Source organism: Prosthecobacter sp., from assembly GCF_044222565.1.
Classification (GTDB): domain Bacteria; phylum Verrucomicrobiota; class Verrucomicrobiia; order Verrucomicrobiales; family Verrucomicrobiaceae; genus Prosthecobacter.
The window spans coordinates 185,288-210,836 of record NZ_JBGANA010000005.1; the positions used below are offsets into that span (position 1 = coordinate 185,288).

Here is a 25,549-nt window from a genome sequence, read left to right on the forward strand (position 1 = left end):
GGGATTTACTCGAAGCGAATGCGCGGATCCGTCAGCGCCACAAAGTAGTCGGAAAGAATATTGCCAACGATCAGCAGCAGCACCTGGATGACGAGGAGACCCATCACCACCGGATAGTCACGATCCAGAATGCTGGTGTAACCCAGCAGGCCGATGCCGTTGATCTCAAAAATCATTTCGATCAGAAACGATCCGGCCAGGAAAATCGAGACAACGTGCCCCAGCGTCGTCGCAAGCGGGATGAGGGAGTTTCTCATAGCATGCACCAGCACGGCACGCTTGAAGCTGGCACCTTTGGCGATGGCGGTGCGCACGTAATCCGCAGCGAGATTGTCCATCAGGTTGTTTTTTACCAGCATGGTCATGAAGGCGAAGCTGCCGATGAGGTAGCAGACCAGCGGCAGGAAGGCATGGTGCACCACGTCCCAGATTTTGCCGCCCAGGCTCAGGGAGTCGAAGTTTTCACTGATAAATCCGCCGGTGGGAAACCAGTGGAGGCGTGCCGCGAGATACACCACCAAGACGCTGGCCAGCACGAAGCCGGGAATCGCATACCCCACAAAGATGAGCACGGAGCTCACGTTGTCGAGCACGGTGCGGTGCTGGATGGCTTTGAGAATGCCAAGGGGTATGCAGACGACATAGACGATGAAAAACGAGGCCAGACCGTAGAAAATGGAGATGGGCATGCGCTCGCGGATCATGTTTGAGACATAGTCGTTGTAGCGGGTGGAGATGCCCAGACTGCCTTGGAGGAGGCCGTCGAACTTCGGGCGGAAGATCTGGACACGGTTCTTTTCTTTCTCTGCGCGCGTCCTCCAGTTTTCGACATCCTTGGGATTGTCGGCGGTCAGTTTGCCATCCCGCGTCACTTTGGCCTGGATGATGCGGTAGGCATTGTTGGGTTTCCATTGTTCGCGCGGGAGGAGTTCCTGAAGCGTCAAGGCCTGCTCCTGCACGTCCTTGTCGAACTTGATGAAGCGCTTGTCCCCTTCTTTGGGAAGCACGCCGAGCCAGGCGAGGTAGGCGGGAACGAACGAACGGTCAAAGCCGTAGTAGGCGGCCATTTCCTCCTTTTGCTCTTCACTGAGAGAGGCGCCGGCGTCCTTCATGCCACGTTCTGCCTGCATGGAGGCAGCTCTTTGGAGCGCAGCCTCCAACGGCCCGCCAGGTGTGATGCGTGTGATGAAGAATACCACCAGCGTCGCCCCGATCAGAGTCGGGATGATGAGTAAAAAGCGGCGGATGAAGTAGTCGCGCATGAGGCGGTTGGCGGGAGGAGAACGGAAACCTCAGACAATACGCCGCTGCGCACAAGGATTTGTGTGTGATTTGCGCAGAACGACAGGATGCGAACGGGCGGAAAGGCGTTACACATGGAAAAAACGCATGAAAACGATCTCTGCTCTGCTGACGCTGTGTCTGCTTTCCTCGTGCGCGATGCCGTTTCTGCCGGGGATGCCGCAGAATCCGGCGGCGGAGGTGGCGGTGCCGGTGCGGTTTCGGGCGGGGACGCCGCATGTGATGGGCCGGATCAACGGGCAGAATGCTCTGCCGCTGCTGCTGGACACGGGTGCGACGATGAGTGTCTTTGAGCCGGAGGTGGCCACGAACTGCGGTCTCATTCCGCTGGGGGGGCGCAGGGTGCAGGTGCAGGGGGTGCATGGCACGACGGGGGCAAGCCAGGCGATGATGCGCACTCTCGATCTCGGCGCATGGCACACCATGAACGTGCCGTGTCTGGTGCGTGGCAGCCCGAGCTTTCGGATCGGGGGCTTGGGCAGCGCGATCCTGGGGATGGATCACCTGCGGCGGCAGTGCAGTTTTATGACGATTGATTACCGCAGCAACATGGTGGAGCTGGGTTTCTCGCGCCCGTTTCAGCCCACGAGCGGTGTGGTGACGCGGACGCCGTTGCGCTGGATGAACGGCATGCCCATTGTGCGTGTGAGCTGCGGCGGGCTGGCGTGGGACGCGGTGGTGGACTCGGGGTCCTCCTGGGGCATTGTCATTGATCAAAGCACTGCTGCAAAGCTGGGGCATGCGCACGACGGCATGGGCTTGGGGGAGGGCTTGATCCTGAGCGGGGTGGGCGGCAGCGTGAGAGCGGACAAGGCAGGCGCGCGCACCATTCAGGTGCCGGCGGCCACGCTTTGCGGGGAGACGCATCCGGGGGCGACGTTGTATGTGATGCCCGGACCCAAGCGCATCGGCTCGCGGTTCTGGCAGGGCACGCGGCTGACGGTGGATTTTCGAGGAAATGCGCTCTGGCTGGAACGTTGAGCACAACTCCTGACGCTGGCGGTGGTTGACAGCCGCAACTCTGACATGGACAGCTTTTGCCCGATGATCCGCCTTCGTTTTACCAGTGTCTTAAAACCAGCGCTGACGGCCGCCGCAATGGCATGCCTTGCGGGTTGTGCCGAGACGTTTGCGATCAAGAACGAGGCGGTGCCGGAGGAGCTGCAAAAGAAGCTGCACGCGCAGGCGATTCCGGCTGCGCAGATCAAGCTGACGCCGAAAGGCGGGGTGAGCATGAAAACGAACAGTCTGCCGCCACCCGAGGGGGTGCTGCAGGTGCCGATGTACTATGAGCGTGGCGTGCCGTACATCAAAGTGAGCTTTAACGGGCAGAAGGACAGGAAGCTGATGTTCGACACGGGGGCTACCTACAGCGTCTTTGATGCGGAGCAGGCGGTGGAGTACGGCCTGCGCACGGTACCGCAGGTGCGGCCCAAGATGGCGGGCGTGCTGGGCACGGAGCCGGGCATGGCGGCGTTCATTCCGACTCTGCAGATCGGCAGCTGGCGGGTGGAGAATCTGCCCTGCATCATCCGCATGCAGCGCACGGCCATTGGCACCGGGATTCTCAAGGAGAAGCTGGGGATCTCCGTGCTGGGCGTGAACCTCGTGGCCAGCCGCTGCAAGTACCTGACGCTCGACTTTTTAAAGGAGAAAGTGGAGTTTGGCTTCACCCGCAGCTACGCCGGGCCGGTGCGCAAGCATGTGCACAAGGCGAGCCTGAACATGAGCCATGGCGTGCCGACAACACTGCTGAAGTACGGCAAGATGAGCTGGGAGGCCGTGGTGGACTCGGGGTCCGTGTTCGGCGTGCAGCTGGATCGGCGCATCGCGGAAATGCTGGGTTGGAAGAACGGCGGCTGGCATGTGGGCGGGAACTATTTGATCACGGGGGTGGGCGGGGCACAGACACCGAGGGAGGCGAATGTAAGGGTGCTGGAGTTTCAGGCACTGGGGCTGTTTGGCTCGTATTACCCTTTTGCGCAGGTGGACGTGATGCCGGGGCCGTCGCGCCTGGGGACGTACCTGCTGGAAGACTACCGTGTGACCCTGGACTTTGAGCACAAGCTGCTGTGGGTGGAGTGGGGTTGAAACTTCAGAATTAAAGTTCGCTGGAGAGCTTTACGCTATATGGCTTAGGCACGAAACTGAGAAAAGCGTGTAAAAACGTGCATAATGCTTGTTTCCACAGCGGTCCTGTTTCAGGATTTCAAAAATGAAGTCCACTTCCCTCTGCCAATTTCTCGCCGTTTTGCTTGTGCTGCTCTCCTCCTGCCGGACCTACCAGGTGCAGCCGGTTCCGAATCCGGAGACGCCGCGGATTTTGACAAAGCACGACCGGGAGAGGCCGCGGCAGATTGAGATCTATTTTGACGGGACTTCCAATGACTGGTCGGCGCGGACCAATGTACGCCGGCGCTTTGAAGTGGCGGCGCAGCCCGAGGATCCTGCGCGGCCCTGCCTGTACATCGAAGGCGTGGGAACGGACAGCCTTAGCGGCAAGATCTTTGGCGTGGGCATGAAGTCCCGGGTGCTGGCGGCGTACAAATTTCTGGCCCGCAACTGGCGCCGTGGAAATGGGAAATCCGAGGATGCCGACCAGATTCTCGTTTTTGGCTTTAGCCGAGGGGCCTTCCAGGCGCGGATGCTTGCCGGGTTCATGGCGCATTGCGGGCTTCCCCGCCTGCCGGGCTGGGAAGGCAGGGCATCCTCGAAGCTGAGCGAGACTGAGGAGGCTGAACTGGACCGCCTGGCAGAGGATGTCTGGGCCTATTGTGAGAAGAACCTGACCGATCCCACGCAGCAGGAGGCGGCCGGCGGCCCTGCGGTGTGGCGGAATCGCCTGGCCGCCAATCAGAAGAGCCTGCAGGCTGCGATGAGCGCGCGGCATCCGCACTTTCAATGGGGCAAGCCGTCCATCAAGCTGCTGGCTGTCTGGGACACGGTGCCCGGACTGCCGTTTTCGAAGCTAAGCTCCCTGGGCGAGCCGGAGAAAGGACGGCAGCTGTACAAAGTGAGGCCCTACCCGAACGTGGAAACGGTCGTACACGCACTGTCGCTGGATGATCGCCGCAGCAAGTTCGAGCCTCTGCTGGTAGGTGCTCCGGTGGACCCAGCCGCCACGAATGTCTATGAGGTCTGGTTTCCGGGCGTCCACTCGGACGTGGGCGGCGGCTACAGCGACTCCAATGACATGGCGGGCATTTCCCTCAACTGGCTGCACCGCATCATGAAGCAGCGCGGCATCACTTCAAAGCCCACGATCGTGTATGACGATCCGCTGGCCATCATGCACCATCCGGAAGATGCGTGGATGCACAAGCTGACCAGCAAGAACGTGGCGCGGAAAGTTCCCGCGGGGGCCTGGATCGATCGCACAGCCTTCCGCCGTGCCGATGGCGAGCGCCATCCGGAGGAAGGCCGGCGCTATAAAGTGTATGCCACCTCCAACCCGGTCGTGGGCGGGCCTGGGGCAGGACAAATTCTGAAAGTGTCCGAGGCTGGCAAGGGGCGCCCTGCGCAGGAGGAGTATCTGCGCAAGCTGGGTCTCGTGCTTCATGACGACCGTGTTGGCTATGAGGAATCCCTGCCCGAATCCGGGAAGAAAGCCGTGGGACCGCTTTCGATCAGCCAGATGGCAGCGGCGTGGAATGAAGTCCCCAAGTCCCACACAAAAAAGGAAACTCCGCCCGCGACCGCGCCCAAAAAAGCCGTCAAACCCTGAAACCAACCTTCGCCGCGCCATCACCAAGAGGGTGAAACGGGACATATTTTGAAGGAAGAAACCACGCGATGCGACCGGGGGAAGGGCCAGTGCCACCTCAAAGGGCCGATGGAACAGGGAAAAACAGGCCAAAAAGCAGATTTTTTGCGACGGGTTCGCAACAAGACAAGCCTTGCATACAAAAGTTCAAAAAAATTACAGATGACGGTTGCAAAGGTGCTCCCTGCTTTCTATTCTGAAACTCCTTGTGAAATTTTTCACAAGCTCATCTGCCGACACTTTCTATGGGTAACTTTTTTCCGCGTTGGACCAACTGGCTGCCGCTCAAGCTCGCCATTGCCGTCGTGTTCATTGCCTTCGGCGTGAGTGCTGGCATTGCCTACTACTTCACACCGAAGTACACTCGCGTAGGATATGAACCGACGCAGCCGGTGCCGTTTTCACACAAGATTCACGCAGGCCAGCTGGCACTCGACTGCCGTTACTGCCACAGTTTTGCCGAGACCTCGGGCCACTCGAACGTCCCCACCAACCAGACCTGCTTCAACTGCCATGGACCAGGCAAGGGCAACATCCGCAGCAATTCGCCCAAGCTGGAGATGGTCGTGAAAGCCAACGAAACCGGCAAGTCCATCCCATGGGTGAAAGTGCACAAGGCGCCTGACTACGTTTATTTCAACCACAGCGCCCACCTCAACCGCGGCATCTCCTGCGTGAACTGCCACGGCAAGATCAACGAGATGGAAGTCGTGCGTCACGATCAGCCGCAGTCCATGGGCTGGTGCCTTGACTGCCACCGCAATCCTGAGAAGAACCTGCGCCCGCTGGAGCAGATCACCAATCTGAATTACAAGCCGAGCGACCTGAAGCGCGCGGATTTCTACCAAGGCCTGATCGACAAGAACGTGCCAGTGGACGAAATCGCCACCACCATCGGCGGTGAAGGTGCCACAGCCAAAGGCATCGAAGACATCCTTGCCCTGGCCGAAAAGACTTACGGCAAACAAGTGACCCAGACTGAAGTGGGCACCCAGATCAAGAAGCACTGGCAGATTCAGCCGCCGGAATCCTGCACCGCCTGCCATCGCTAACCCGCGCCCCTTTTTCTGACACATGAAAAAAATTTGGAAGCATCCTGAGGAGCCGCAAAACGCCAAGCGCTACTGGCGCAGTGTCGCGGAACTGGACCGCCGTGAAGATTTCTTGAAAAATCTGGGCCGTGAATTCCCTGCGGGAGACACGCTCAATGAAGAAGAGCGTGAGAACAGCCGCCGTGACTTTTTGAAGATCATGGGCGCGAGCGTGGGCATGATGGGTCTGGCAAGCTGCCGCCGCCCCATCATCAACATCCTCCCGTACACCCAGCACGTGGAGTGGATGATTCCCGGCAAGTCCCTTCTGTATGCCACAACGATGCCGCAGCATGGCGGTGCCGTGCCGCTGGTGGTCACGACCCATGAAGGCCGTCCGACCCACCTTGCTGGAAATCCTCTGCACCCTGTGGGCGGTGGTCTCAGCAGCTTTGCACAGGCCTCCGTGCTCGATCTTTACGACCCAGAGCGCTCGCAGAAGCCGATGGGCGAAGGCAAGGAACTTTCCTGGGCCAAGGCCAACGATTTGCTGGGCAAGGCCGTCGAAGAAGCAAAGAAATCCTCGGGTGCCAGCCTTGGCATCGTGATGGGCAGCTCCTCTTCGCCAACGTATCAGCGCCTCCTGGGCGAGCTGAAGACCGCGTATCCGCAGGTCAAATTCTACCAGTATGAAGCCCTCGGTGGCGAAGGCCAGGCCGCGGCAAACAAGGAAGTCCTTGGTGCCGGCGTGAAAACCTTTGTGAAGTTTGGCTCAGCGATGCGCATCCTCTCGCTGGACTGCGATTTCCTCGGCGTGGACCCGGTCGCGGGCGAGCCGATCTCCGCCTTCACCAAGAAGCGCGCCGCAGACAAGTCCACTCCTGAGGCGGAGATGAACCGTCTCTACTCTCTTGAAAACCGCTACACGCTGACCGGCGCCATGGCCGATCATCGCAAGCCGCTCGCAGCCAGCCTGATCCCGGTGGCAGCAGCGCTGATTGCCTCACAGCTCGGAGACACTTCCGCCAAGGCCCTGGCTGACACGGCTTCGGAAGATCTCAAGAACTGGATCGCACCCGCCGTGCGTGATTTGATCGACAACAAGGGCAAGTCCGTTGTTCTCGCAGGTTCCCGTTACGGTGCTGAAGTGCACGCCCTGGTGGCCTCGATCAACAGCCTGCTGGGCGCCTACGGCACCGTCGTGGATCTGCTGCAGTCCCCCGCCGGCCCTGAACTCGGCTCCTACGCCGATCTGCAGGCAGCCATCTCTGGCGGCCAGCTCAAAACTCTCGTCTCGCTGACTTCTGCCAATCTCTTCTACGATGCGCCAGACGCAGCGGAGCTGCCCAAGCTCCTGAAGGAGAAGAAAGTGAATCTGATTCACCTCGGCACGCTGAAGAATGCCACGGCCACGCAGGCCGCGCTGCACATCCCGGCTGCCCATTATCTCGAAGTCTGGGGAGACGTGCGTGCCGCTGACGGCACCTACTCCGTCATCCAGCCGATGATTGCGCCATTGTATGATGGAGCCAGCCGTGTGGAGATGCTCCTGGCCCTTCTCGGCCGCAAGAAGCTGGGCCCGGCCGAAGCCGCCGCACCAGCCGCCGCCGGTGCTGCTCCAGCCGCGCCCGCAGCCCCCGCTGAAGATCCAGCCCACACCGCCGTGCGCGACACCTTCGCCACCGTGGCAGGCAGCCTGGATGAAACGAAATGGAATTTCACCCTGCGCGACGGTTTCCTCAAAGGTTCCGCCTTCGCCAAGGCCACCAGCACTCCGAACACCGCCGCTGTGGGTGGCATCGTGAGCAAGGCCGCCGCTGCAACTGCTCCCACGGCAGAAGCACCTGAAGTGGTGCTCGTGGCTGACTCCAGCGTCTATGACGGTCGTTATGCCAACAACGCCTGGCTGCAGGAAGCGCCGGATCCCGTGACTAAGCTCACCTGGGAAAACGCGGCATGGATCGGTTCCGCCACCTTCCAGCGTCTGGGTCTCAAAGACGGCCAGCATGTCAAAATTACCGTAGGTGGCGCGTCCGTCGAAATCCCGGCGATCGAAGCCCCGGGCCATGTTTCCAACTCCATCACCCTGCCCCTTGGCTACGGCCAGGAAGGCATCGGCGTGGTCGGCGGCAGCCGCGGGGTGAACGCCTACGCGCTGCGCAAGCAGCCCGGCTCCTTTGTTCTGGGCGGTGCCAAGATCGAAGTGCTCGCCACCGTCGCTGAACTTGCCATCACGCAGGACCAGAACACGATGGAAGGGCGCGCGCTGTATCGCGAAGGCACGCTGGACACCTTCAACAAGGACACGGCCTTTGCCCAGAAGACGGGCATGGACGGCCACATCCCTGAAAACATCTCCTTCTACAAAGGCCAGGTGGGCGTGAAGTCCGAGGAGAATCCGGACGGCTTCGACTACGAGAAGCAGCACCAGTGGGGCATGACGATCGATCTGAGCAAGTGCATTGGCTGCACGGCCTGCATCATCGCCTGCCAGAGCGAAAACAACATTCCCGTGGTCGGCAAAGACCAGGTCCGCAAGGGCCGCGTGATGCAGTGGATCCGCATGGACCGCTACTTCGCCGTGCCGAAGTGGGGCAAGAACAACGTCGAGCAGGAAAGCACCTTCCCCGAAGACAACGCCACCCCCGAGCAGCTGGAAAACGCCGAAATGGTGCACCAGCCCGTGGCCTGCCAGCAGTGCGAAGCGGCTCCATGCGAAACCGTCTGCCCGGTGAACGCCACCGTCCACACGCCGGACGGCCTCAACGCGATGGCCTACAACCGCTGCATCGGCACCCGCTACTGCGCGAACAACTGCCCTTACACCGCCCGCCGCTTCAACTGGTTCGACTACAACAAGCGCAATCCGTTGATCGACACGAAGGTGCTCGGCATGACCGTCGGAAACCTCTACGCCGGCCCGCTCGGCGAGAAGAAGGAAGACGAAAGCCTCCGCCTCCAGCGCAATCCGAACGTCACCGTCCGCATGCGTGGTGTCATCGAGAAGTGCACCTACTGCGTGCAGCGTCTGGAATCTGCCAAGATCCTGCAGAAGCAGGTGCAGCGCGACTCGAAGAACTTCCGCGTGCCGACCGACACGGTCAAATCCGCCTGCCAGCAGGCCTGCCCGGCAGAAGCCATCATCTTCGGCGATCTGGGCGATGCAAACTCCGCGGTGGCCAAGTCAAAGGCCTCCCCACGCGACTACCAGTTGCTCAAATACATCGGCACCCGCCCGCGCACGAGCTACCTCGCCCGTCTGCGCAATCCGAACAAGAACATGCCCGGCGCAGAAAACATCGCCGTGTGGAGCAACAACCAATTCTAAACCGGACACATGGACGCCTCCGCCACAGCTACAAACACCACGCCTCGCATCCTTGACCGCGAGCCGCTGGTGCTGAACAACCGTTCCTATTCCTGGATCACGAACCGCATCTGCGGCATCGTGGAAAACAAGCAGCCCGCCCTCTGGTGGATCCTGTTCGTCCCTTCCGTGCTGCTGACAGGACTCATGGTGTTCTGCTTCACCTATCTCATTTCCACCGGCGTCGGTGTGTGGGGTCAGAAGCAGCCAGTCGCCTGGGCCTGGGACATCACGAACTTCGTGTTCTGGATCGGTATCGGCCACGCCGGAACGCTCATTTCCGCCATCTTGTTCCTGACCCGCCAGAAATGGCGTACGTCTGTGAACCGCGCTGCAGAAGCCATGACGATCTTCGCCGTGATGTGCGCCGGTCTCTTCCCGGCCTTCCACGTCGGTCGTGTGTGGATGGTGTGGTTCCTGGCACCGATCCCGAACGCCAACGCCATCTGGCAGAACTTCAAGTCTCCCCTGCTCTGGGACGTGTTCGCGGTTTCGACCTACTTCTCCGTCTCCCTCGTGTTCTGGTTCCTGGGCCTCGTGCCTGACCTTGCCACGCTGCGCGACCGCTGCCGCCCGGGCCTGAAGAAGTTCCTTTACGGCCTGTTCGCCCTCGGCTGGCGCGGTGGCAACCGCCACTGGAGCCACTATGAGACGGCTTACATGCTGCTGGCCGCTCTCTCCACACCGCTGGTGCTCTCCGTGCACTCCGTCGTGTCCTTCGACTTCGCCACCTCCGTGGTTCCCGGCTGGCACACCACCATCTTCCCGCCCTACTTCGTGGCTGGCGCCATCTTCGGCGGTTTCGCCATGGTGCTGACGCTCATGCTTCCAGTGCGCCGCATCTACGGCCTGGACGACCTCATCACGCCAAAGCACGTGGACAACATGGCCAAGATCATCCTGCTCACGGGCACGATCGTCGGTTACGCCTACTGCATGGAGCTCTTCGTGGCCTACTACAGCGCCAATCCGTATGAAGCCGCCGCCTTCACCCTGCGCGGTCTGACCGGTCCCTCCACCTGGGCCTACTACTGGATGTTCAGCTGCAACGTGTTTGCCCCGCAGCTCTTCTGGAGCCGCTGGTGCCGCCACAATGTGTGGGTCGTCATGATCGTCTGCATGTTCGTGAACGCCGGCATGTGGTTTGAGCGCTACGTCATCATCGCCACCACGCTGGAGCGCCACATGATGCCAGGCTCCTGGCGCGTGTATGAGGCCACCTGGGTGGATAAGTACACCTTCCTCGGCACTTTCGGCTTTTTCATGATGCTGTTCCTTTTGTTCCTGCGCTTCCTGCCGGTCATCGCCATCGGAGAAGTGAAGGGCGTCCTGCCACAGTCGAACGCACACGCCGACGACCATGCTGAGAAGGGCATCCAGGAGGAGGACCTCATGGACTATCCTGACCGCCACGTCCCGAAACCCGTTGCCACCGCCGCCTAACCAATTAACCGCACCCCGACTGTGAGCACCACCCTCAAACGAGTCCACGGCTACCTCGCTGAATTTGACAGCGTGAAGGACCTCTACCATGCCGCTGAGCATGTGCGCGATGCCGGTTATCAGCGCTGGGACGTCCATTCCCCCTTCCCCATTCACGGAATGGACGAAGCCATGGGCAATCCCCGCTCCAAACTGCCAATGCTCGTCTTCTGCGGCGGCATCACCGGCACCACGGTGGCCTTCACCCTGGAAACGATCACGCAGACGAACTTCTGGAGCCACATCGGCCTCGGTTTCCTGCAGAAGATCGTGGAAACCTACCCGACCGTGGTGCAGGGCAAGCCCACCGACATCTGGACCCTTCCGGCCTTCTTCCCGGTGATGTTTGAGCTGACGATTCTCTTCAGCGCCTTCACCACCCTGTTCGGCCTGCTGGCGCTCATCGGCCTGCCACGCTGGAACCATCCGCTGTTTGTCTCCAAGAACTTCAGCAAGTTCTCCGACGACGGCTTCTTCGTCTGCATCGAAGCCCGCGACCCCAAATTCTCCCAGGAAGGCACCAAGAGCCTTCTCGAAAAAGCCGGCGGCAAGAACATCGAACTCGTGGAGGACGAAATCTAAGCCTCGCTTACCCGCACCATGAAGTACTTCTTTCTCAGCTACATTTTTGTCGGCGCGATCATCGTGAGCGCGTTTGGATTCCGCGGCAGCAAGTCCGAACTGCCGCCGCTCGAAATCCTGCCTGACATGGACCAACAGGCCAAGGTCAAGTACCAGGCCAGCAGCGAATTCTTCGCAGACGGCCGCGGAGCACGCCTGCCGGTCAAAGGCACGCTGCCGATGGGTTTTGAAATCCCCTCCAAGCCAGCGGTGGACGGAGCCAAGCCTTCGCGCGTGGGCTTCTCCAGCGGTCTGGGCTATTACGACACCGGCAAAATGGGCGACTACTACGGCGACGGACTGCCCAAGGAAATCACCGGAGACAAGGAGCTTTTCACCGTGGATTTCATCAAACGCGGCGAGCAGCGCTACAACATCAACTGCGCCATCTGCCACGGCATCTCCGGGAACGGCAAGGGTGTGACCTCCAAGTATGGCATTCTCACGGCCTTTAATTTCCAGCAGGCCGGCAATCTGGACCCTGCCAATGCCGCAGCCTACCGCGCGGATGGTGCCATCTTTGATGTCATCACCAACGGCAAAGGCCTGATGGGCAGCTACGGCGGCAACATCACCGTGCAGGACCGCTGGGCCATCGTGGCCTACATCCGCACCCTGCAGTTCGCTGCGCAAGAGTCCAAAGTCACCCTTCCCCTTCAGTAACGGCCCGATCACGCGAATCCCGGCATGAGTCACCACGTCACCTTTAACGATCTGCCCCAGGGCGGAGAAAAATTCGAACCAGCCAAGGGCGGCAAGCTCATTGGTACGCTGGGCCTTCTGGGTCTCTTCGGTCTCCTGGCTTCGGCCTACTTCTTCTTTAAGAACACGGACACCTTCGCCTACTCCTGGCTGTTTGCGATCTTCTTCACCTTCACCTTCGTGGTCGGTGGCTGCTTCTGGATCCTGCTCCACAGCGCTTCGAACTCGAGCTGGGGAGTTGCGGTGCGCCGCATCTGGGAAAACCTGGCCAACATGATCCTTCCTCTGGCGCTCCTGACCTCCCCGCTGCTCATCCCTGCGGTGCAGTCACCGCTCTATGAGTGGATGAATCATCATCGCGCAGCAGCCAAGCAGGCGAGCGAGCATGGAGGCACGGTGAGGGAGGCGCTCCATCACATGGCGCAGGACAATCCGCACCTGCATGTGCTTGTTTCCAAGTTTGGCTACATGAACCTCACGGAGCATTTTGGCGCTTTCACCCTCAGCTCCGCGTTCAGCTGGCAGGTGCGTTTCGTGCTCTATTTCCTCATTCTCTGGGTCATCGCCCGCACTCTGCGTGGCAGGTCTGTGAAGCAGGAGCAGGATGGTGACATCAAGCATACCATCTGGTCCCGCCAGTTCTCCTGCATCGTGCTTCTGCCGTTCGCATTGGCCGTGACCTTCGCGGCCTATGACTGGCTGGTGGGTCTGGACTACAACTGGTTCTCCACCATGTGGGGTGTTTACATCTTCGCGGGCTGCGCCTGGTCCTCGATGGCGGTGTCCATCCTGGTGGTCAGCTGGCTGCGCAGCCTTGGCTACCTGCAGAAGGTCGTCACGGAAGAGCACTACCATCTGATGGGCAAGCTGCTGTTCGCCTTCACGGTGTTCTGGGCCTACATCTCCTTCAGCCAGTATTTCCTCATCTGGTATGCGAACGTCACGGAAGAAACCCGCTTTTACCTGACCCGTAACACGGAAGAATGGCGCTACGTGTCCATCTTCATCCTGCTTGGGCACTTCATCGGTCCGTTCCTGTTCCTCCTGTCCCAGAAGCGCAAGAAGAACCCGGTGGTGATCAGCCTTGGCTGTCTCTGGATCCTCTTCATGCACCTGGTGGACATCTACTGGATCGTGATCCCTGAGCGTGGTCCTTCCCTTGGCGATGGCGTCTTCTCAAGTGGAGCTTGGGTGCAGGACATCGCCGCGCTGCTCGCAGTGTTTGGCACCATGGGCTTCCTCTACCTCCGCAGCCTGGCCAAGTACAGCCTGTATCCATGGCGTGATCCGCGCCTCATCGAGTCCGTCAACGTCGTCAACTGATTCCCCGACCCCGATTTTCCATGTCGCAGCCCGATCAACCCAAAAAAGCCGGAGCCACCTTCACGTGGGTGCTCGGAGCCTTCGCAGGCTTCGCCGTGCTCTTCATCCTCATCCAGGCCGTCAGTGACTCGAAGCAGGGCTTTGACCCGCGCGAGCAGGAGCGCCACAACAACACGGCTGAAATCCTTGCCGCACAGGCGAAGAACATTTCCAGCCTGGGTCTGAGCGACCCTGAGAACAAGAAGAAGGTGTTTAAGGACGCATTTGATGATATCGCAAAGAAGAGGAGCGAGACTGCTAGCAAGCAAGTGGTCCCAGGATCGCCCACTCAGCTCAAGCAGGCTGCTGCGGCGCCAGCGCCAGCTCCCGCCCCAGCCGCAGGAGGAACGCCCCCGGCTGCACCTGCTCCTGCTGCGGCACCAGCCGCTCCTCCCGCAGCTCCCGCCCCCGCCCCTGCCGCACCCGCTCCGCCCAAGTAAGTCATGCAGACCACTCCCGCCACCCCTGACACAGACCTTCAGGCCGACAACCTTCGCCGCGCGGCGATCGACAAGTCGGTGAAAGGCCCTGTGCTCTTCCTCTTCACCAACGGAGCCTTCTGGCTCATGCTCTCCACGCTGCTCGGCGTTCTCGCCGCGATCAAGCTGGTGGAGCCTGAGTTCATGGGAGACTGCGCTTACATCTCCTACGGCCGACTGCAGCCTGCGCACATCAATGCGCTGGTGTATGGCTGGGGCGTCCAGGCGGCACTCGGTGTGATGCTTTGGATCATGGCCCGCCGTTCCGGTCAGGAGCTCAAGGGCGGCAAGAGCCTCCTCATCACCGCCGGTGTCTTCTGGAACATCACCATCACCATCGGCATTCTCGCGATCCTTTGTGGAAAGAGCACCTCGATCGAGTGGCTGGAGATGCCCAAGTTCGTCTGGCCCGTGCTGCTGACCTGCTTCCTCTGCTACGCCTGGCCGATCGCCCGCATGTTTGGCCGCGCTTTCCGTCCTGAGGGCTTCATGGTCAGCACCTGGTACATCCTTGGTGCCTGCTTCTGGTTCCCCTGGATCTTCATCACCGCCAATGTCGCGCTGCATTGCCTGCCAGGCCTCGGAGCCATTGGTGCCGGCATTGACGCCTGGTATATCCACGCGGTGATCCTGCTGTTCTTCGTGCCTGTTGGCGTGGGTGCAGCCTACTACTTCATTCCGAAGATCACCGGACAGCCCATCGCCTCCGCCCAGCTCGCCTCTGCTGGATTCTGGAGTCTGGCCATCCTCGGCGGCTGGACAGGAATGCAGAAATACATGGGCGGCCCGCTGCCAGCCTGGATGACCTCTGTCGGCGCCTGCACCGGCGTGCTGCTGCTGATCCCGGTGGGTCTCGTTGGACTGAACCATCACCTCACCACTTTGGGCAAGCACAGCGCCGTGGCTACCAGCCCCACGCTGCGATTCATCTTCTTCGGAGCGATCTTCTATCCCGTCTCCGGCTTGGTGCTCGCGCTGAACTCGGCCTTCTGGACGGGTGCGAACATGCAGTTCACCCAGTCCTGGTATGCCTTCCAGACGGTCAGCGTGTACGGATTCTTCAGCATGTGCGTCTTCGGCGCCATCTACTACATCGTCCCCCGCCTCTCCGGCTGTGAATGGCTGAGCGTCCGCCTCATCCGCAACCACTTCTGGTTCTCTGTGTATGGCGTCAGCACCATTGTCATCATGAGCCTGGTGGCCGGCTGGCAGCAGGGCGTGGATCTGAATGATCCTGAGCACTGGGACCAGACCTTCATGAATCACGTCGTAAACTCCCGCCCGTATGTGGTTTCCCGCGCGGTGGCCTGGGCGCTCATCAGCTTCTCTAACTTCATGTTCCTTCTTCACCTCCTGCTCATGGTCGCAGGCTTGGGTCGCCGCAGCTCGGCCCCCACCCTGCTCGAACACCATGACGATCACGCTCTTCCCCACGAAGCCCACGCATGACGAACTTCCGCACCTTCATTCTCGGTCTCGCCGCCTCTTTCGGGCTGCCTTGGCTGTGCCTCATCGTTCTCCCGGCGATGCAGTACGAGCAGCTTGCCCCCGTCGCCTATGACAAGGAAAAGGACGGCGTGGAAGGCTACTTCCCACCCGCGCCCATCAATGGCCAGGGGCAGCTCGTTTACATCAGCGAAGGCTGCAACCAATGCCATAGCCAGATGATCCGCCCCATTCAGCTGGGTCTGGACGGCTGGTACAAAGGCTGGGGCCAGGATCAGGAAGCCCGCCCGGCAACACCTGCGCGCCCAAGCGTGCTGCGTGACTACCTCGGCGAGCGCTACGCCCTTCTCGGCATTCAGCGCGTGGGTCCGGACCTTGCCAACTTTGGCTGGCGCGCTCCGGATGCGAACGCCCTGCACGTGCACCTCTATTCACCCCGCGCGGTGAATGACTGGAGCACGATGCCTTCCTATAAGAACCTCTACAAGCTGCAGAAGGTGCAGGGCCCGGTTTCAAGCCGCGCACTGAAGCTGCCGAAGAAGTTTGCACCGCCCGCCGGTTACGAAGTCGTCCCGACTCCTGAAGCGGACCGCCTCGTCGAATACCTTCTCTCCCTCAAAAAGGATTATCCCGTCCCCGGCCAGGGCGCAGCCGTCGCTGCCTCTCCCGCCAAAAAGTAGCCCCTCCCGCGACCCGCACGCCCCATGAGCGCACCCGCCCATCCAGACAGCACCGATCTCGACCGCCTTCACTCTGCTGTGAAGCGCGAGAAGGAAGATCTCGCTCCCGAAAGCCAGCCCGCCCCGCTTTGGGCGATGTTCCTGCTCATGCTCGTCGCCATCCTCGCCGGTGGCCAGCTTGGCCCCATCCTGAACGGCGGAGGCGTGAGCTTCGAGTCCAGCAATCTCTTTGTCGGCTCCAACAGCGGCGATCCCCGTCCTACCAAAGGCGGTGAGGACCAGGGCGCTGATCCGTTTGCCAAGGCCATGAAAAAAGGTGCGGCTGGCTATGCTGTCTGCGGTGGCTGCCATCAGGGCAATGGCGGTGGTCTCCCCGGCCAGTACCCTCCGCTCGATGGTTCTGAATTTGTGCTCGGCGGTACGGAGCGTCTGGTCCGCATCGTGCAGCACGGTCTTACCGGTCCGGTGACCGTGAAGGGCCAAGGCTACAATTTCCCCGGCGGCATGATGCCGTTCGGCGCGTCGATGTCCTCGGAAGATCTCGCCAACGTGCTGACCTTCGTGCGCAACAGCTGGAGCAACAAGGCCGGCATGATCACCAAGGAAATGGTGGCCAAGGTGCGTGACGAAGAAAAACGCACCACGCAGTGGACCGCGCCTGAACTGGAACCTTTCGCCAAGAAAGACATCCCCGGCGAGGCCCCTGGTGCTGCCGCCCCAGCCGCCGCTGCCCCCGCCCCAGCCGCCAAGTAATTTCAAACCGCGATGACCCGTGTGAAGCAAACCGTCTCCCGCCAGGCACCTTGGGCTGCCTTCGGAGTCGTCATGCTGATCGCCAACGTGAGTTGCGGCAAGATGCCTGATGCGGCCGCGGAGGTGAAACTTTCTCCTGCCATCGAGATTGCCGAAGTGACGAGCATCACGGGCAAGGTGACGCTGAAAGGCGCCGATCCCGCGAAGCTGAAAAAGGTCGTCGATGTGGGAGGCAACCCATTTTGCACCGGGCATGGTGAGATTTTGGACCCCGCTTGGAAAGTCTCGGCGGATGGCTCGCTGGCCGATGCGGTGATCACCGTGCGTGGCAGCCAGCGCGCCAGCAATGCCGCCAGCGCTCCGATGATGGACCAGACGAAGTGCGAATTTGTGCCGCACACGCTGTCCATCCAGCCCGGCCAGAGCGTGCGCTTCCACAACAACGATCTGACCTTCCACAATATCCGCATCGCGCGCTACGAGGCGCCTGGCAAGAGCAGCAACATCGACAACTTCGGCCAGCCCTCCCGTGGAGATGAAAACGTCAAGGTTTTCAACACCCCCGGAATCTACCGCCTGGAGTGTGACGTACATCGTTGGATGAACGCCTGGGTGTATGTTCATGAAGGTGTGCACACCGCCGTCTCCGGCACCGACGGCCGTTTTTCCATCTCACGTGCGCTGGCTGACGGCGACTATGTCGTCGAAGCATGGCACCCGCAGTTTCCGCAAAGCATCACGCATACCGTCACTGTCCGTGACGGCAAAGCCACAGCCGACTTCGAGTTCGACTTTGCGAATGCCCACTCCCTCTGACCCTTTGAACCCCAGCTTATGAGCGCCGCAGCCCCCACTCACGATCACGCCCACGATCACTCGCATGACGACCATGCGCACGGGCACCACGAACAGAGCTTCATCTGGAAGTACATCTTCTCGAGTGATCACAAGACCATCGGCATCCAGTATGGCCTTACGGGCATGATCTTCCTGCTGTTTGGGTTCTTCCTCATGCTGCTCATGCGCTGGAGCATCGCCTATCCGGGAGTGCCATTGCCGGCGATCGAATTCATCCGCTCCGTCCCGGGCATCCGTGAACTCTTCGAAGGCATGTTCGGCCGCTGGCTGAATGCTGACGGTTCCCTGAACGGCGAGCTCTACAACATGCTCGGCGCCATGCACGGCACCATCATGGTGTTCTTCGGCATCGTGCCGCTCGGCTTCGCCGCCTTCGGCAACTTTGTGATGCCGCTGCAGATCGGAACGATCGACATGGCCTTCCCCCGCCTGAACATGGCCAGCTACTGGCTGTTCTTCATCAGCTGCGTGCTGATGATGTGGAGCTTCTTCGTCGGCACCGGCCCTGTGCAGACCGGCTGGACAATGTATTCGCCGCTGGCCTCCACGGCCAATATCGGCGTGACCAGCATCTGGGGCCACGGTCATACCTGGTGGCTCACCGCGATGGTGTTCAACATCTCCGCCTCTCTCCTCGGTTCCGTCAACTTCATCGCCACCATCATCAACCTGCGCACCAAGGGCATGACATGGATGAAGATGCCCTTCTTCTGCTGGGCCATGTTTGTGATCGGCTTCCTGCTCCTCCTGGCCTTCCCTCCCCTTGAAGTGGCCGCGCTCCTGCAGCTCTCCGACCGTGTGTTCGGCTCCTCCTTCTACCTGCCGACCGGCCTCATGGAAGGTGGCAAACACCTGGACATCTCCGGTGGTGGCAGCCCCCTGCTCTACCAGCACCTGTTCTGGTTCCTGGCCCACCCTGAGGTGTACGTGCTCATCCTTCCCGCCTTCGCCATTCTGACGGAAGTCATTCCGTGCAATGCGCGCCGTCCGCTGTGGGGATACAAGTCCATGGTGTATTCCGTGCTCACGCTCGGCTTCCTCAGCTTCCTGGTCTGGGCGCACCACATGTACCTCACCGGCATGGGCACCATGATGTCCACCTACTTCCAGATCACCACGGTGCTCATCTCAGTGCCTTCGGTGGTGCTGCTGACCTGCATGATGGTTTCCCTCTGGGGCGGCTCCATCCGCTTCAACACACAGATGATGTTTGCCTCCGCCTTCCTGCCCATGTTCGGCATCGGCGGTCTCACCGGCCTGCCCCTGGCCTTCTCCTTCATCGACCTGGCCATGCACGACACGTATTACGTGATCGGCCACTTCCACTACGTCGTGGCGCCCGGCACCATCTTTGCGCTGTTCGCCGGCGTCTATCACTGGTTCCCGAAAATCACGGGCCGGTTCATGAATGACAGGCTGGGCAAGCTGCACTTCTGGCCTTCCCTTCTCGGCATGAACCTCGTGTTTGCCCCCATGTTCATCCAGGGCATGGCCGGCTTCCACCGCCGCTGGTATGACGGCGGCAAGTACTTTGAAAACACCAGCGCCATGTCTCATTGGACCACGACGCTGACGCACAAGATCGGCGCCTTCTTCGGCCTCAACATCCCGGACAACATGCTCTCCCTGAACATCGTCATGTCCATTGGCGCGTTCATCCTCGCCATCGGCCAGGTGCCTTTCATCTTCAATTTCTGGTTCAGCATCAAGGGCGGCAAGAAAGCCAACAGCGACAACCCCTGGAACGCCACCACGCTGGACTGGGCCACACCCACGCCTCCTCCGCACGGCAACTTCCTCTTCGACCCCGTGGCCCATCGCGGTCCCTACGAGTACAGCGTTCCCGGCCACGGCAGCGACTTTTACCCGCAGTGGGAATCCGAACCCGGCAAACCCGACCCGAAAGGCAGCCCCGCCCCCGCCCCGGCGCTGGCCCACCACTAAACCGCGAACACCGAACCGCGCACCGCGACTACTTCAATGGACATCCCCTATACCGTTCACGCCCGTCCAGACACCGGTCTTTACAATGCCAAGATCGGCATCTGGCTCTTCCTGGCCTCGGAAGTCATGCTCTTCGGCGGCCTGTTCTCCGCCTACATCTTCCTTCGCGTTGGAGCGGATTATCCGTGGCCGGTGCATGATCTGAATGTGACCCTTGGTTTCATCAACACGGTCGTTCTCATCGCCTCCTCCGTGACGGTGGTCATGGCCTGGGCCATGCTGAAGATGCGCAAGTTCTTCTGGTACCGCGTCAACATGGGAGTCACCGTGGCTTGCGCCGCTGTCTTCATGGTCAACAAGACTCTGGAGTACAAGGCCAAGTTTGAGCACTACGCCGTGAAACTCACGGACGGCACCATCCTTACCGGCCACATGCCCAAGGACGCGAACGACAAGTTCATCCATTACCAGGTGAAGTTTGAAAACGTGACCGAGCTTGAGCTCACCATCACGGGTGCGCAGAAGGCCGTGGACGCCGATCCTGTGGAGCATGTGCTGCCATTCCTCCAGGGCACCGCACCGAAGTTCAAGTTCCCTTCCGGCACCGAGCAGGAGCTCAACAGCCAGACCTTTGCCGAACTGCGTGCCAGCAGCATCGCAGCCGCGCATGAATCTCTCGCCAAGAAAAAGGAAGAGCTGTTTGATGCCGCCAAAAAGGCCCAGGAACTTGCCGACAAGCTGAAGGCTGAAGGTGATTCCAAGGCCGCATTTGCCCAGCAGGTCGCCAATGAGAAACGCCGCACCGCGAACATCTACAATGTGGTGCCAGACACCAAGGTGAAGCTTGTCGCCTCCGCTCCGCTCAAGTTTGCCGCGACACCTTCCGAGATCTTTGGCTACAGCGAAACCCAGCTTACTTTCCGTGACGGCACCATCGCCGCCGGCAAGCTGGCTGATGACAAGCTGACGATCGAAGTGGACGCCATCGACGCACGTGGTGTGGCGGTGTCGGAGAAATCCCTCGCCTTTGACCACCGCTACCTGGGTGAAGACTGGCAGAAGGCCTTCGTGGCCAATCGTGACCATCACATCGCGAAGTTTGAAAAAGACTACCCGACGCGCGACAAGTCACGCTCCGCCACCCTGCAGAAGGAGTCCCTGATCCTCCCGCTGGACAGCCCCACGGCTCCTGCTCCTGGTGAAGCCCATGGAGACAAGCATGGTGCCGAAGCACATGCCCCTTCCGGTGGTCACGGCGAAGGCCATCATCACCCCACGCTGGTGCTGGAAAAGAAGGACTTCACCTTCTTCTCCAACTTCACGCCGAAGCTGAACACCTACTACGCCATCTACTTCACACTGACCGGTCTGCATGGCCTGCACGTGGTCGCCGGCGCCGGGGTGCTGCTCTATTTCCTGGTGTTTGACGGCAAGCGCCTGCGTCAGGACCCGGAGCATCTGGCCAACCGCGTCGAAGTGGGCGGCCTGTTCTGGCACTTCGTGGACCTTGTCTGGATCTTCCTCTTCCCGCTCCTGTATCTCCTCTAATTTTCACCCCTCCCTAGCCATGGCTGACAACGTCGAAGAACTTCAGAAGACGATCAAAAAGTACCTGATCATAGGTGTGGCCCTGATCGCCTTGAGCGGATTTACCGTTTATCTCTCCTATGTGGAGCTGCCCACCCACAGCCTCAACATTCTGGTGGGGATGATCGTGGCGACCTTCAAGGCGGCCCTCGTGGCGCTGATCTTCATGCATCTCAATCACGAGCGCGCGCTGATCTACAAGGTGCTCGCCTTCACGGTGGCGTTTGTGATCGCTCTCTTTGCCCTGATCATCTTCTCCCACGAAGACCCGCTCGAGTTCAAGGGGATGTACGCCCCCGTCGAACAGCAGCAGTAATCACGCTTCCCGGCCATGTCCCTCAAGCACTTCCACATCGTTTTCCTCGTCTTCGCCATCTTGTGCGATGCCGGGTTCTGGCTGTGGCTGCAGTTCATGCCTGAGGATGCAGCCCGAGCCGGAGCGTCCGGGCTCAAGAATTATGCAGGCATGCTCTGCGTGGCCCTGCTGGTCTACGGCCTGTGGTACATGGTCAAAAAAATGCGCACCATCATTGTCTGAGCCATGATCAGCGTGCCCTCAACATCTGTTCTCGCCTGCGCCACCTGCATGGCTGACAAAGGCAGCCTCGTCGGGCAGGCCCAGGGTTTCGCCATCCTGTTCATGCTCGGCATCCTCGCATTCATGTTCATCTGCGCGGCTGCCTTCATTATTTCCTTCATCCGCCGCCAGAACAGCGCCAGCGCCGCCGCGGCCGCGAACCTGATTTAGTTTTTCCCATTTCCCCCCCTTATGAAACTCGATTCCATCAATATCTGGCTGGGCCAGACAGCAAACGCTTCTGAGCATGGCGGCCTGGTTGATCACATGCTGGGCTTCGTCCACTGGTTCATGGTCGTGCTGGGCGTCGGCTGGTCCATCTATCTCGCCATCGCCTTCTATCGTTTCCGTCAGCGGAAGACCCCCCGCGCTGACTACCATGGCTTCCGCGGGCATGCGACCACGCACATCGAAATCGGTGTCGTCATTGTGGAGGCCATCCTGCTGCTGGGCTTCGCCTTCCCGCTGTGGTCCCGCCAGGCAGACGAGTACCCCACCTCCCCAGACACCATCCGCATGCGCGCCCTTGGCGAGAAGTTCCTCTGGAACTTCCAGTACCCCGGCGCCGACATGATGCTGAGCACCTGGGATCCGCGCAATGTGGATGGCAGCAGCAACGCCACAGGCAAAGATCTGCATGACCCGAACGGCAAGGACGACTTCGTCAATCCCGGCACGATGAAGCTGCCTGTCGGCCGCCCTGTGATCGTGGACGTGGCCAGCAAGGACGTGATTCACAATCTGGCGCTGGTGCCCATGCGCGCCGCACAGGACGCCACCCCCGGTGTGAAAGCCCACATGTGGTTCAAGCCAGTCAAGGAAGGCTCATGGGACATCATCTGCGGCCAGCTTTGCGGCCCAGGCCATGCCCAGATGAAGGCCATTCTGGAAGTGGTGCCTGCCGCTGACTACGACTCCTGGGCCAAGGAGCAGACCGGTGCCGCTCTGAAGAAGACCCAGGCTGCTGAAGCCGCTGCGCCGAAGCCAGCCGTTCACTAATTTTCCATCCCCACAGGATGGCCGGACCGAAGGGCAAAATAATGACCTCATTATTTTGCCCTTTTGTTTTTGCAGCACGTTTCTGATCTGATCTGACTGACATGCCTGACCGCGCCTTTCATCGCTATTCCCTGCTGACCCTTGCGGTGGGTGTGGTGCTGATCTGGTGGGGCGCGGCCGTGACCACGGAAGATGTCGGCCTGGCGGTGCCAGACTGGCCGCTGTGCTATGGCAAGATCAATCCGGAAGGCTGGTACAAAGTGCCGGCGCTGCTGCTGGAGCACGGGCATCGCTGGATCGCCATGATCATTGGCTGGCTGGTGCTGGGCATGTACTTCTGGCAGTTTTCAAAGCTCAAACCCTCGCTGGTGGAAGGCGTGGGCATCGTGCTCTGCGGCATCGGCTTTTTCGTGCTGATCAAGCTGCGCGTCTATTCCATCGCTTCTTTTGTGGCCCTGCTGGGATTTGGCTGGCTGATCATGACGTGGATCGGGAAACGCTGGACGCTCATGCGCGGCCTCACCACGCTGGCCGTCATGCTGGTGATGATCCAGGCCGCCCTGGGTGCGGCACGTGTGCAGGAAATGTCGGACCCCTTCGGAATCATCCACGGTACCTTTGGCCAGGTTTTCTACTGCGTCCTCGTCTTCATCGCCTTCGCCTCCTCACGCACCTGGACGGAGGGCCGGCTGGTGCTCCCGCTCAAAGAGGCGGCCAAAGCACGCTTCTGGTCGCTGGCTCTGTTTCTCGCTGTCTTCGGCCAGCTCACGCTCGGTGCCTGCCTGCGGCACACGCAGCGCACGTACCTCGCCGCGAATGACATCCTCACCACGAAAGGGCAGTGGTTGCCGCCGATTCATCCGGAGGATGTGTTTCTGCTTTTTGCCCACAAATACTGGGGCTTCACGGTGGCGGTGCTGATCCTTTTCGTCGCTGTGCGCGCACGGCGCTGGCTGGTCACCCTGCCGCAGATGCGCCTCGCAGCCACGTGGCTGATGTTTCTGCCCACGGTGCAGGTGGCCCTGGGAATCTTTGTGATCCTGACCGGCAAAAGCTTCTGGGTCACGAATTTTCACGTGCTCAATGGGCTGGCCCTTCTGGCCCTCAGCAGCCTCCTTGTCGCCACCTTCTGGGGCGATCAGCTGTGCCGGCGCGACGACGAAGCGGAAGAGTGACGCCACGGAGACGGCGCTCTGTTTCCTGACAAATCGCCTTCTTCCGCTCGTTCTCACGCGATGCTCCGACTCCTCGCCCTGCTCGGTCTTCTCAGCGGCACCCTTCATGCCGCGCAGACAAACGTCGTCGTCATTCTCGTCGATGATCTCGGATATGAGTGCATCGGCGCGAATGGCGGTACGTCCTACCAAACTCCGAACCTGGACCGCTTGGCGCGCGAAGGCGTTCGCTTTGAGCAGTGCTACGCGCAGCCGAACTGCACACCCACGAGGGTGCAGATGATGACGGGCATGTCGAACGTGAGGAACTACGTGCGCTTTGGTTTGCTGGAGAAGTCGCAGACCACCTTTGGGCATCTGTTTCAAAAGGCCGGATATGCCACCTGCATCACCGGCAAATGGCAGCTGGGCCAGGGTGATGGTGGCCCGAAGCATTTCGGCTTCGACGAACACTGCCTGTGGGCCTACCTGGATCATGGCAAGCGCTATGCGAATGCGAGTCTGGCGGTGAATGACAAACTAGAGGCCATGGAAGGCCAGTATGGTCCGGATGCGTGCCAGGCCTTCGCGTTCGATTTCATCCGGCGCAATCGCAGCAACCCCTTCTTCCTTTATTACCCGATGATTCTGACCCACGGTCCCTACGAGGCCACTCCGGACAGCAAAGACTACGGGCAAGGTGCCGTGAAAAATAAAAAAGGCGGCCAGCAGCACTTCGCCGACATGGTGGCCTACATGGACAAGCTGGTCGGCGCGCTCACGCAGGAGCTGACCACCCTAGGCCTGCGTGAAAACACGCTCATCCTTTTCACCGGAGACAATGGCACCGGCCGCGGCACCACATCTGCCCTGGCAGATGGCAGCGAGCAGAATGGCGAAAAAGGCAGCACCACTCGCGGCGGCATGCACGTGCCGCTCATTGCGAGCTGGCCCGGCACGATGAAGCCCGGCACCGTCTGCCCTGATCTCGTGGACATGACCGACTTCCTGCCCACGATCTGCGAGGCCACAAGCATCTCGCCACCAAAAACGCTGCCGCTCGATGGCCGCAGCTTCCTCCCACAGATCCGCGGAGAAAAAGGAATTCCACGCGACTGGATCTACAGCTACTGGGTGCCGCTGCGCGACAGCCAGATGGCGAATGTGGGCGCACGCGGTGCGGTGGAGCAGGCCTTTGATCATCACTTCAAGCTCTACAGCACCGGCAAATTCTTTGAGCTCGACCACGATGTGGAAGAAAAGTCACCGCTCCAAGTGGCGGACCTCAAGGGCGAGGCGGCTGCAGCGGCTGTGAAACTACAAAGCGCCCTCGATCATTTCAAAGACGCCCGCCCGGCGGAACTCGACGAGTACGCGAAGCAGAAGAAGGAAAAGAAGAAAAAGGGCAAGGATAAGGCCGAGTAACTTCATCCCTCAAACTC

Annotated in this window: 23 protein-coding genes; 22 read left to right on the forward strand and 1 reads right to left on the reverse strand. The window is 60.4% G+C overall.

Annotated elements, in window-relative coordinates; all coding sequences use genetic code 11:
* Positions 1-5 precede the first annotated feature (5 nt).
* Positions 6-1,262 (reverse strand): ABC transporter permease, encoded by a 1,257-nt coding sequence (locus tag ACILSR_RS09390; protein WP_395749499.1) that lies wholly within the window; start codon positions 1,260-1,262, stop codon positions 6-8.
* Between the two features lie 127 nt (positions 1,263-1,389).
* On the opposite strand from ACILSR_RS09390, the gene ACILSR_RS09395 reads away from it, so the two are divergent.
* The 22 genes from ACILSR_RS09395 to ACILSR_RS09500 all read left to right on the forward strand — a co-directional run bounded on the left by ACILSR_RS09395 (position 1,390) and on the right by ACILSR_RS09500 (position 25,532).
* On the forward strand, positions 1,390-2,283 hold the full coding sequence (locus tag ACILSR_RS09395; protein ID WP_395749500.1) for an aspartyl protease family protein: 894 nt from the start codon (positions 1,390-1,392) through the stop codon (positions 2,281-2,283).
* A gap of 45 nt (positions 2,284-2,328) precedes the next feature.
* Complete coding sequence (locus tag ACILSR_RS09400) at positions 2,329-3,393, forward strand: retropepsin-like aspartic protease (protein ID WP_395749501.1); 1,065 nt, start codon at positions 2,329-2,331, stop codon at positions 3,391-3,393.
* A gap of 124 nt (positions 3,394-3,517) precedes the next feature.
* Positions 3,518-5,026 (forward strand): phospholipase effector Tle1 domain-containing protein, encoded by a 1,509-nt coding sequence (locus tag ACILSR_RS09405; protein ID WP_395749502.1) that lies wholly within the window; start codon positions 3,518-3,520, stop codon positions 5,024-5,026.
* A 284-nt stretch (positions 5,027-5,310) separates the two neighbouring features.
* The gene (locus tag ACILSR_RS09410) at positions 5,311-6,117 is read left to right on the forward strand and encodes a cytochrome c3 family protein (protein ID WP_395749503.1); all 807 of its coding nucleotides are present in this window, start codon (positions 5,311-5,313) and stop codon (positions 6,115-6,117) included.
* Between the two features lie 22 nt (positions 6,118-6,139).
* Positions 6,140-9,424: a TAT-variant-translocated molybdopterin oxidoreductase gene (locus ACILSR_RS09415; protein ID WP_395749504.1), complete on the forward strand. Its 3,285-nt coding sequence runs from the start codon at positions 6,140-6,142 to the stop codon at positions 9,422-9,424.
* A gap of 9 nt (positions 9,425-9,433) precedes the next feature.
* On the forward strand, positions 9,434-10,906 hold the full coding sequence (nrfD, locus tag ACILSR_RS09420) for an NrfD/PsrC family molybdoenzyme membrane anchor subunit (RefSeq protein ID WP_395749505.1): 1,473 nt from the start codon (positions 9,434-9,436) through the stop codon (positions 10,904-10,906).
* Positions 10,907-10,927: 21 nt separating this feature from the next.
* The gene (locus ACILSR_RS09425) at positions 10,928-11,527 is read left to right on the forward strand and encodes a DUF3341 domain-containing protein (protein WP_395749506.1); all 600 of its coding nucleotides are present in this window, start codon (positions 10,928-10,930) and stop codon (positions 11,525-11,527) included.
* Positions 11,528-11,545: 18 nt separating this feature from the next.
* Positions 11,546-12,229, forward strand: a complete 684-nt coding sequence (locus ACILSR_RS09430) for a c-type cytochrome (protein WP_395749507.1) — start codon at positions 11,546-11,548, stop codon at positions 12,227-12,229.
* 24 nt (positions 12,230-12,253) lie between these two features.
* A complete protein-coding gene (locus ACILSR_RS09435) occupies positions 12,254-13,591 on the forward strand; it encodes a hypothetical protein (RefSeq protein WP_395749508.1) in 1,338 nt (445 codons plus the stop codon).
* Between the two features lie 20 nt (positions 13,592-13,611).
* The gene (locus ACILSR_RS09440) at positions 13,612-14,070 is read left to right on the forward strand and encodes a hypothetical protein (protein ID WP_395749509.1); all 459 of its coding nucleotides are present in this window, start codon (positions 13,612-13,614) and stop codon (positions 14,068-14,070) included.
* Positions 14,071-14,073: 3 nt separating this feature from the next.
* Positions 14,074-15,558, forward strand: coding sequence for a cbb3-type cytochrome c oxidase subunit I (locus ACILSR_RS09445; RefSeq protein ID WP_395749510.1), 1,485 nt, complete (start codon positions 14,074-14,076; stop codon positions 15,556-15,558).
* Positions 15,555-16,235, forward strand: coding sequence for a cbb3-type cytochrome c oxidase subunit II (locus ACILSR_RS09450; RefSeq protein ID WP_395749511.1), 681 nt, complete (start codon positions 15,555-15,557; stop codon positions 16,233-16,235). Before ACILSR_RS09445 ends, ACILSR_RS09450 begins: the two co-directional genes overlap by 4 nt.
* Before the next feature lie 24 nt (positions 16,236-16,259).
* Entirely contained in the window at positions 16,260-16,988 is a 729-nt protein-coding gene (locus ACILSR_RS09455) for a c-type cytochrome (protein WP_395749512.1), read from the forward strand.
* A gap of 12 nt (positions 16,989-17,000) precedes the next feature.
* Complete coding sequence (locus ACILSR_RS09460) at positions 17,001-17,804, forward strand: carboxypeptidase regulatory-like domain-containing protein (RefSeq protein ID WP_395749513.1); 804 nt, start codon at positions 17,001-17,003, stop codon at positions 17,802-17,804.
* An 18-nt stretch (positions 17,805-17,822) separates the two neighbouring features.
* The gene (locus ACILSR_RS09465) at positions 17,823-19,790 is read left to right on the forward strand and encodes a cbb3-type cytochrome c oxidase subunit I (RefSeq protein ID WP_395749514.1); all 1,968 of its coding nucleotides are present in this window, start codon (positions 17,823-17,825) and stop codon (positions 19,788-19,790) included.
* A gap of 36 nt (positions 19,791-19,826) precedes the next feature.
* Complete coding sequence (locus ACILSR_RS09470) at positions 19,827-21,338, forward strand: heme-copper oxidase subunit III (RefSeq protein WP_395749515.1); 1,512 nt, start codon at positions 19,827-19,829, stop codon at positions 21,336-21,338.
* A gap of 19 nt (positions 21,339-21,357) precedes the next feature.
* Positions 21,358-21,693 (forward strand): cytochrome C oxidase subunit IV family protein, encoded by a 336-nt coding sequence (locus ACILSR_RS09475; RefSeq protein ID WP_395749516.1) that lies wholly within the window; start codon positions 21,358-21,360, stop codon positions 21,691-21,693.
* Between the two features lie 15 nt (positions 21,694-21,708).
* Entirely contained in the window at positions 21,709-21,915 is a 207-nt protein-coding gene (locus ACILSR_RS09480) for a hypothetical protein (protein WP_395749517.1), read from the forward strand.
* 3 nt (positions 21,916-21,918) lie between these two features.
* Positions 21,919-22,125 (forward strand): hypothetical protein, encoded by a 207-nt coding sequence (locus tag ACILSR_RS09485; RefSeq protein ID WP_395749518.1) that lies wholly within the window; start codon positions 21,919-21,921, stop codon positions 22,123-22,125.
* A 21-nt stretch (positions 22,126-22,146) separates the two neighbouring features.
* A complete protein-coding gene (locus ACILSR_RS09490; protein ID WP_395749519.1) occupies positions 22,147-22,953 on the forward strand; it encodes a cytochrome c oxidase subunit II in 807 nt (268 codons plus the stop codon).
* A 101-nt stretch (positions 22,954-23,054) separates the two neighbouring features.
* Complete coding sequence (locus ACILSR_RS09495; protein ID WP_395749520.1) at positions 23,055-24,128, forward strand: heme A synthase; 1,074 nt, start codon at positions 23,055-23,057, stop codon at positions 24,126-24,128.
* Positions 24,129-24,188: 60 nt separating this feature from the next.
* On the forward strand, positions 24,189-25,532 hold the full coding sequence (locus ACILSR_RS09500) for a sulfatase-like hydrolase/transferase (protein ID WP_395749521.1): 1,344 nt from the start codon (positions 24,189-24,191) through the stop codon (positions 25,530-25,532).
* The last annotated feature ends 17 nt before the right edge of the window (positions 25,533-25,549 follow it).

What these genes read in the sequence shown, in the direction of transcription:
- ACILSR_RS09485 (WP_395749518.1), top strand. Translation starts at nt 21,919, where the DNA reads ATGATCAGCGTGCCCTCAACATCTGTTCTCGCCTGCGCCACCTGCATG.
- ACILSR_RS09410 (WP_395749503.1), top strand. Translation starts at nt 5,311, where the DNA reads ATGGGTAACTTTTTTCCGCGTTGGACCAACTGGCTGCCGCTCAAGCTC.
- ACILSR_RS09395 (WP_395749500.1), top strand. Translation starts at nt 1,390, where the DNA reads ATGAAAACGATCTCTGCTCTGCTGACGCTGTGTCTGCTTTCCTCGTGC.
- ACILSR_RS09470 (WP_395749515.1), top strand. Translation starts at nt 19,827, where the DNA reads ATGGACATCCCCTATACCGTTCACGCCCGTCCAGACACCGGTCTTTAC.
- ACILSR_RS09455 (WP_395749512.1), top strand. Translation starts at nt 16,260, where the DNA reads ATGAGCGCACCCGCCCATCCAGACAGCACCGATCTCGACCGCCTTCAC.
- ACILSR_RS09435 (WP_395749508.1), top strand. Translation starts at nt 12,254, where the DNA reads ATGAGTCACCACGTCACCTTTAACGATCTGCCCCAGGGCGGAGAAAAA.
- ACILSR_RS09490 (WP_395749519.1), top strand. Translation starts at nt 22,147, where the DNA reads ATGAAACTCGATTCCATCAATATCTGGCTGGGCCAGACAGCAAACGCT.
- ACILSR_RS09390 (WP_395749499.1), bottom strand. Translation starts at nt 1,262, where the DNA reads ATGCGCGACTACTTCATCCGCCGCTTTTTACTCATCATCCCGACTCTG.
- ACILSR_RS09445 (WP_395749510.1), top strand. Translation starts at nt 14,074, where the DNA reads ATGCAGACCACTCCCGCCACCCCTGACACAGACCTTCAGGCCGACAAC.
- nrfD (WP_395749505.1), top strand. Translation starts at nt 9,434, where the DNA reads ATGGACGCCTCCGCCACAGCTACAAACACCACGCCTCGCATCCTTGAC.
- ACILSR_RS09430 (WP_395749507.1), top strand. Translation starts at nt 11,546, where the DNA reads ATGAAGTACTTCTTTCTCAGCTACATTTTTGTCGGCGCGATCATCGTG.
- ACILSR_RS09440 (WP_395749509.1), top strand. Translation starts at nt 13,612, where the DNA reads ATGTCGCAGCCCGATCAACCCAAAAAAGCCGGAGCCACCTTCACGTGG.
- ACILSR_RS09450 (WP_395749511.1), top strand. Translation starts at nt 15,555, where the DNA reads ATGACGAACTTCCGCACCTTCATTCTCGGTCTCGCCGCCTCTTTCGGG.
- ACILSR_RS09415 (WP_395749504.1), top strand. Translation starts at nt 6,140, where the DNA reads ATGAAAAAAATTTGGAAGCATCCTGAGGAGCCGCAAAACGCCAAGCGC.
- ACILSR_RS09400 (WP_395749501.1), top strand. Translation starts at nt 2,329, where the DNA reads ATGGACAGCTTTTGCCCGATGATCCGCCTTCGTTTTACCAGTGTCTTA.
- ACILSR_RS09460 (WP_395749513.1), top strand. Translation starts at nt 17,001, where the DNA reads ATGACCCGTGTGAAGCAAACCGTCTCCCGCCAGGCACCTTGGGCTGCC.
- ACILSR_RS09475 (WP_395749516.1), top strand. Translation starts at nt 21,358, where the DNA reads ATGGCTGACAACGTCGAAGAACTTCAGAAGACGATCAAAAAGTACCTG.
- ACILSR_RS09500 (WP_395749521.1), top strand. Translation starts at nt 24,189, where the DNA reads ATGCTCCGACTCCTCGCCCTGCTCGGTCTTCTCAGCGGCACCCTTCAT.
- ACILSR_RS09405 (WP_395749502.1), top strand. Translation starts at nt 3,518, where the DNA reads ATGAAGTCCACTTCCCTCTGCCAATTTCTCGCCGTTTTGCTTGTGCTG.
- ACILSR_RS09480 (WP_395749517.1), top strand. Translation starts at nt 21,709, where the DNA reads ATGTCCCTCAAGCACTTCCACATCGTTTTCCTCGTCTTCGCCATCTTG.
- ACILSR_RS09465 (WP_395749514.1), top strand. Translation starts at nt 17,823, where the DNA reads ATGAGCGCCGCAGCCCCCACTCACGATCACGCCCACGATCACTCGCAT.
- ACILSR_RS09495 (WP_395749520.1), top strand. Translation starts at nt 23,055, where the DNA reads ATGCCTGACCGCGCCTTTCATCGCTATTCCCTGCTGACCCTTGCGGTG.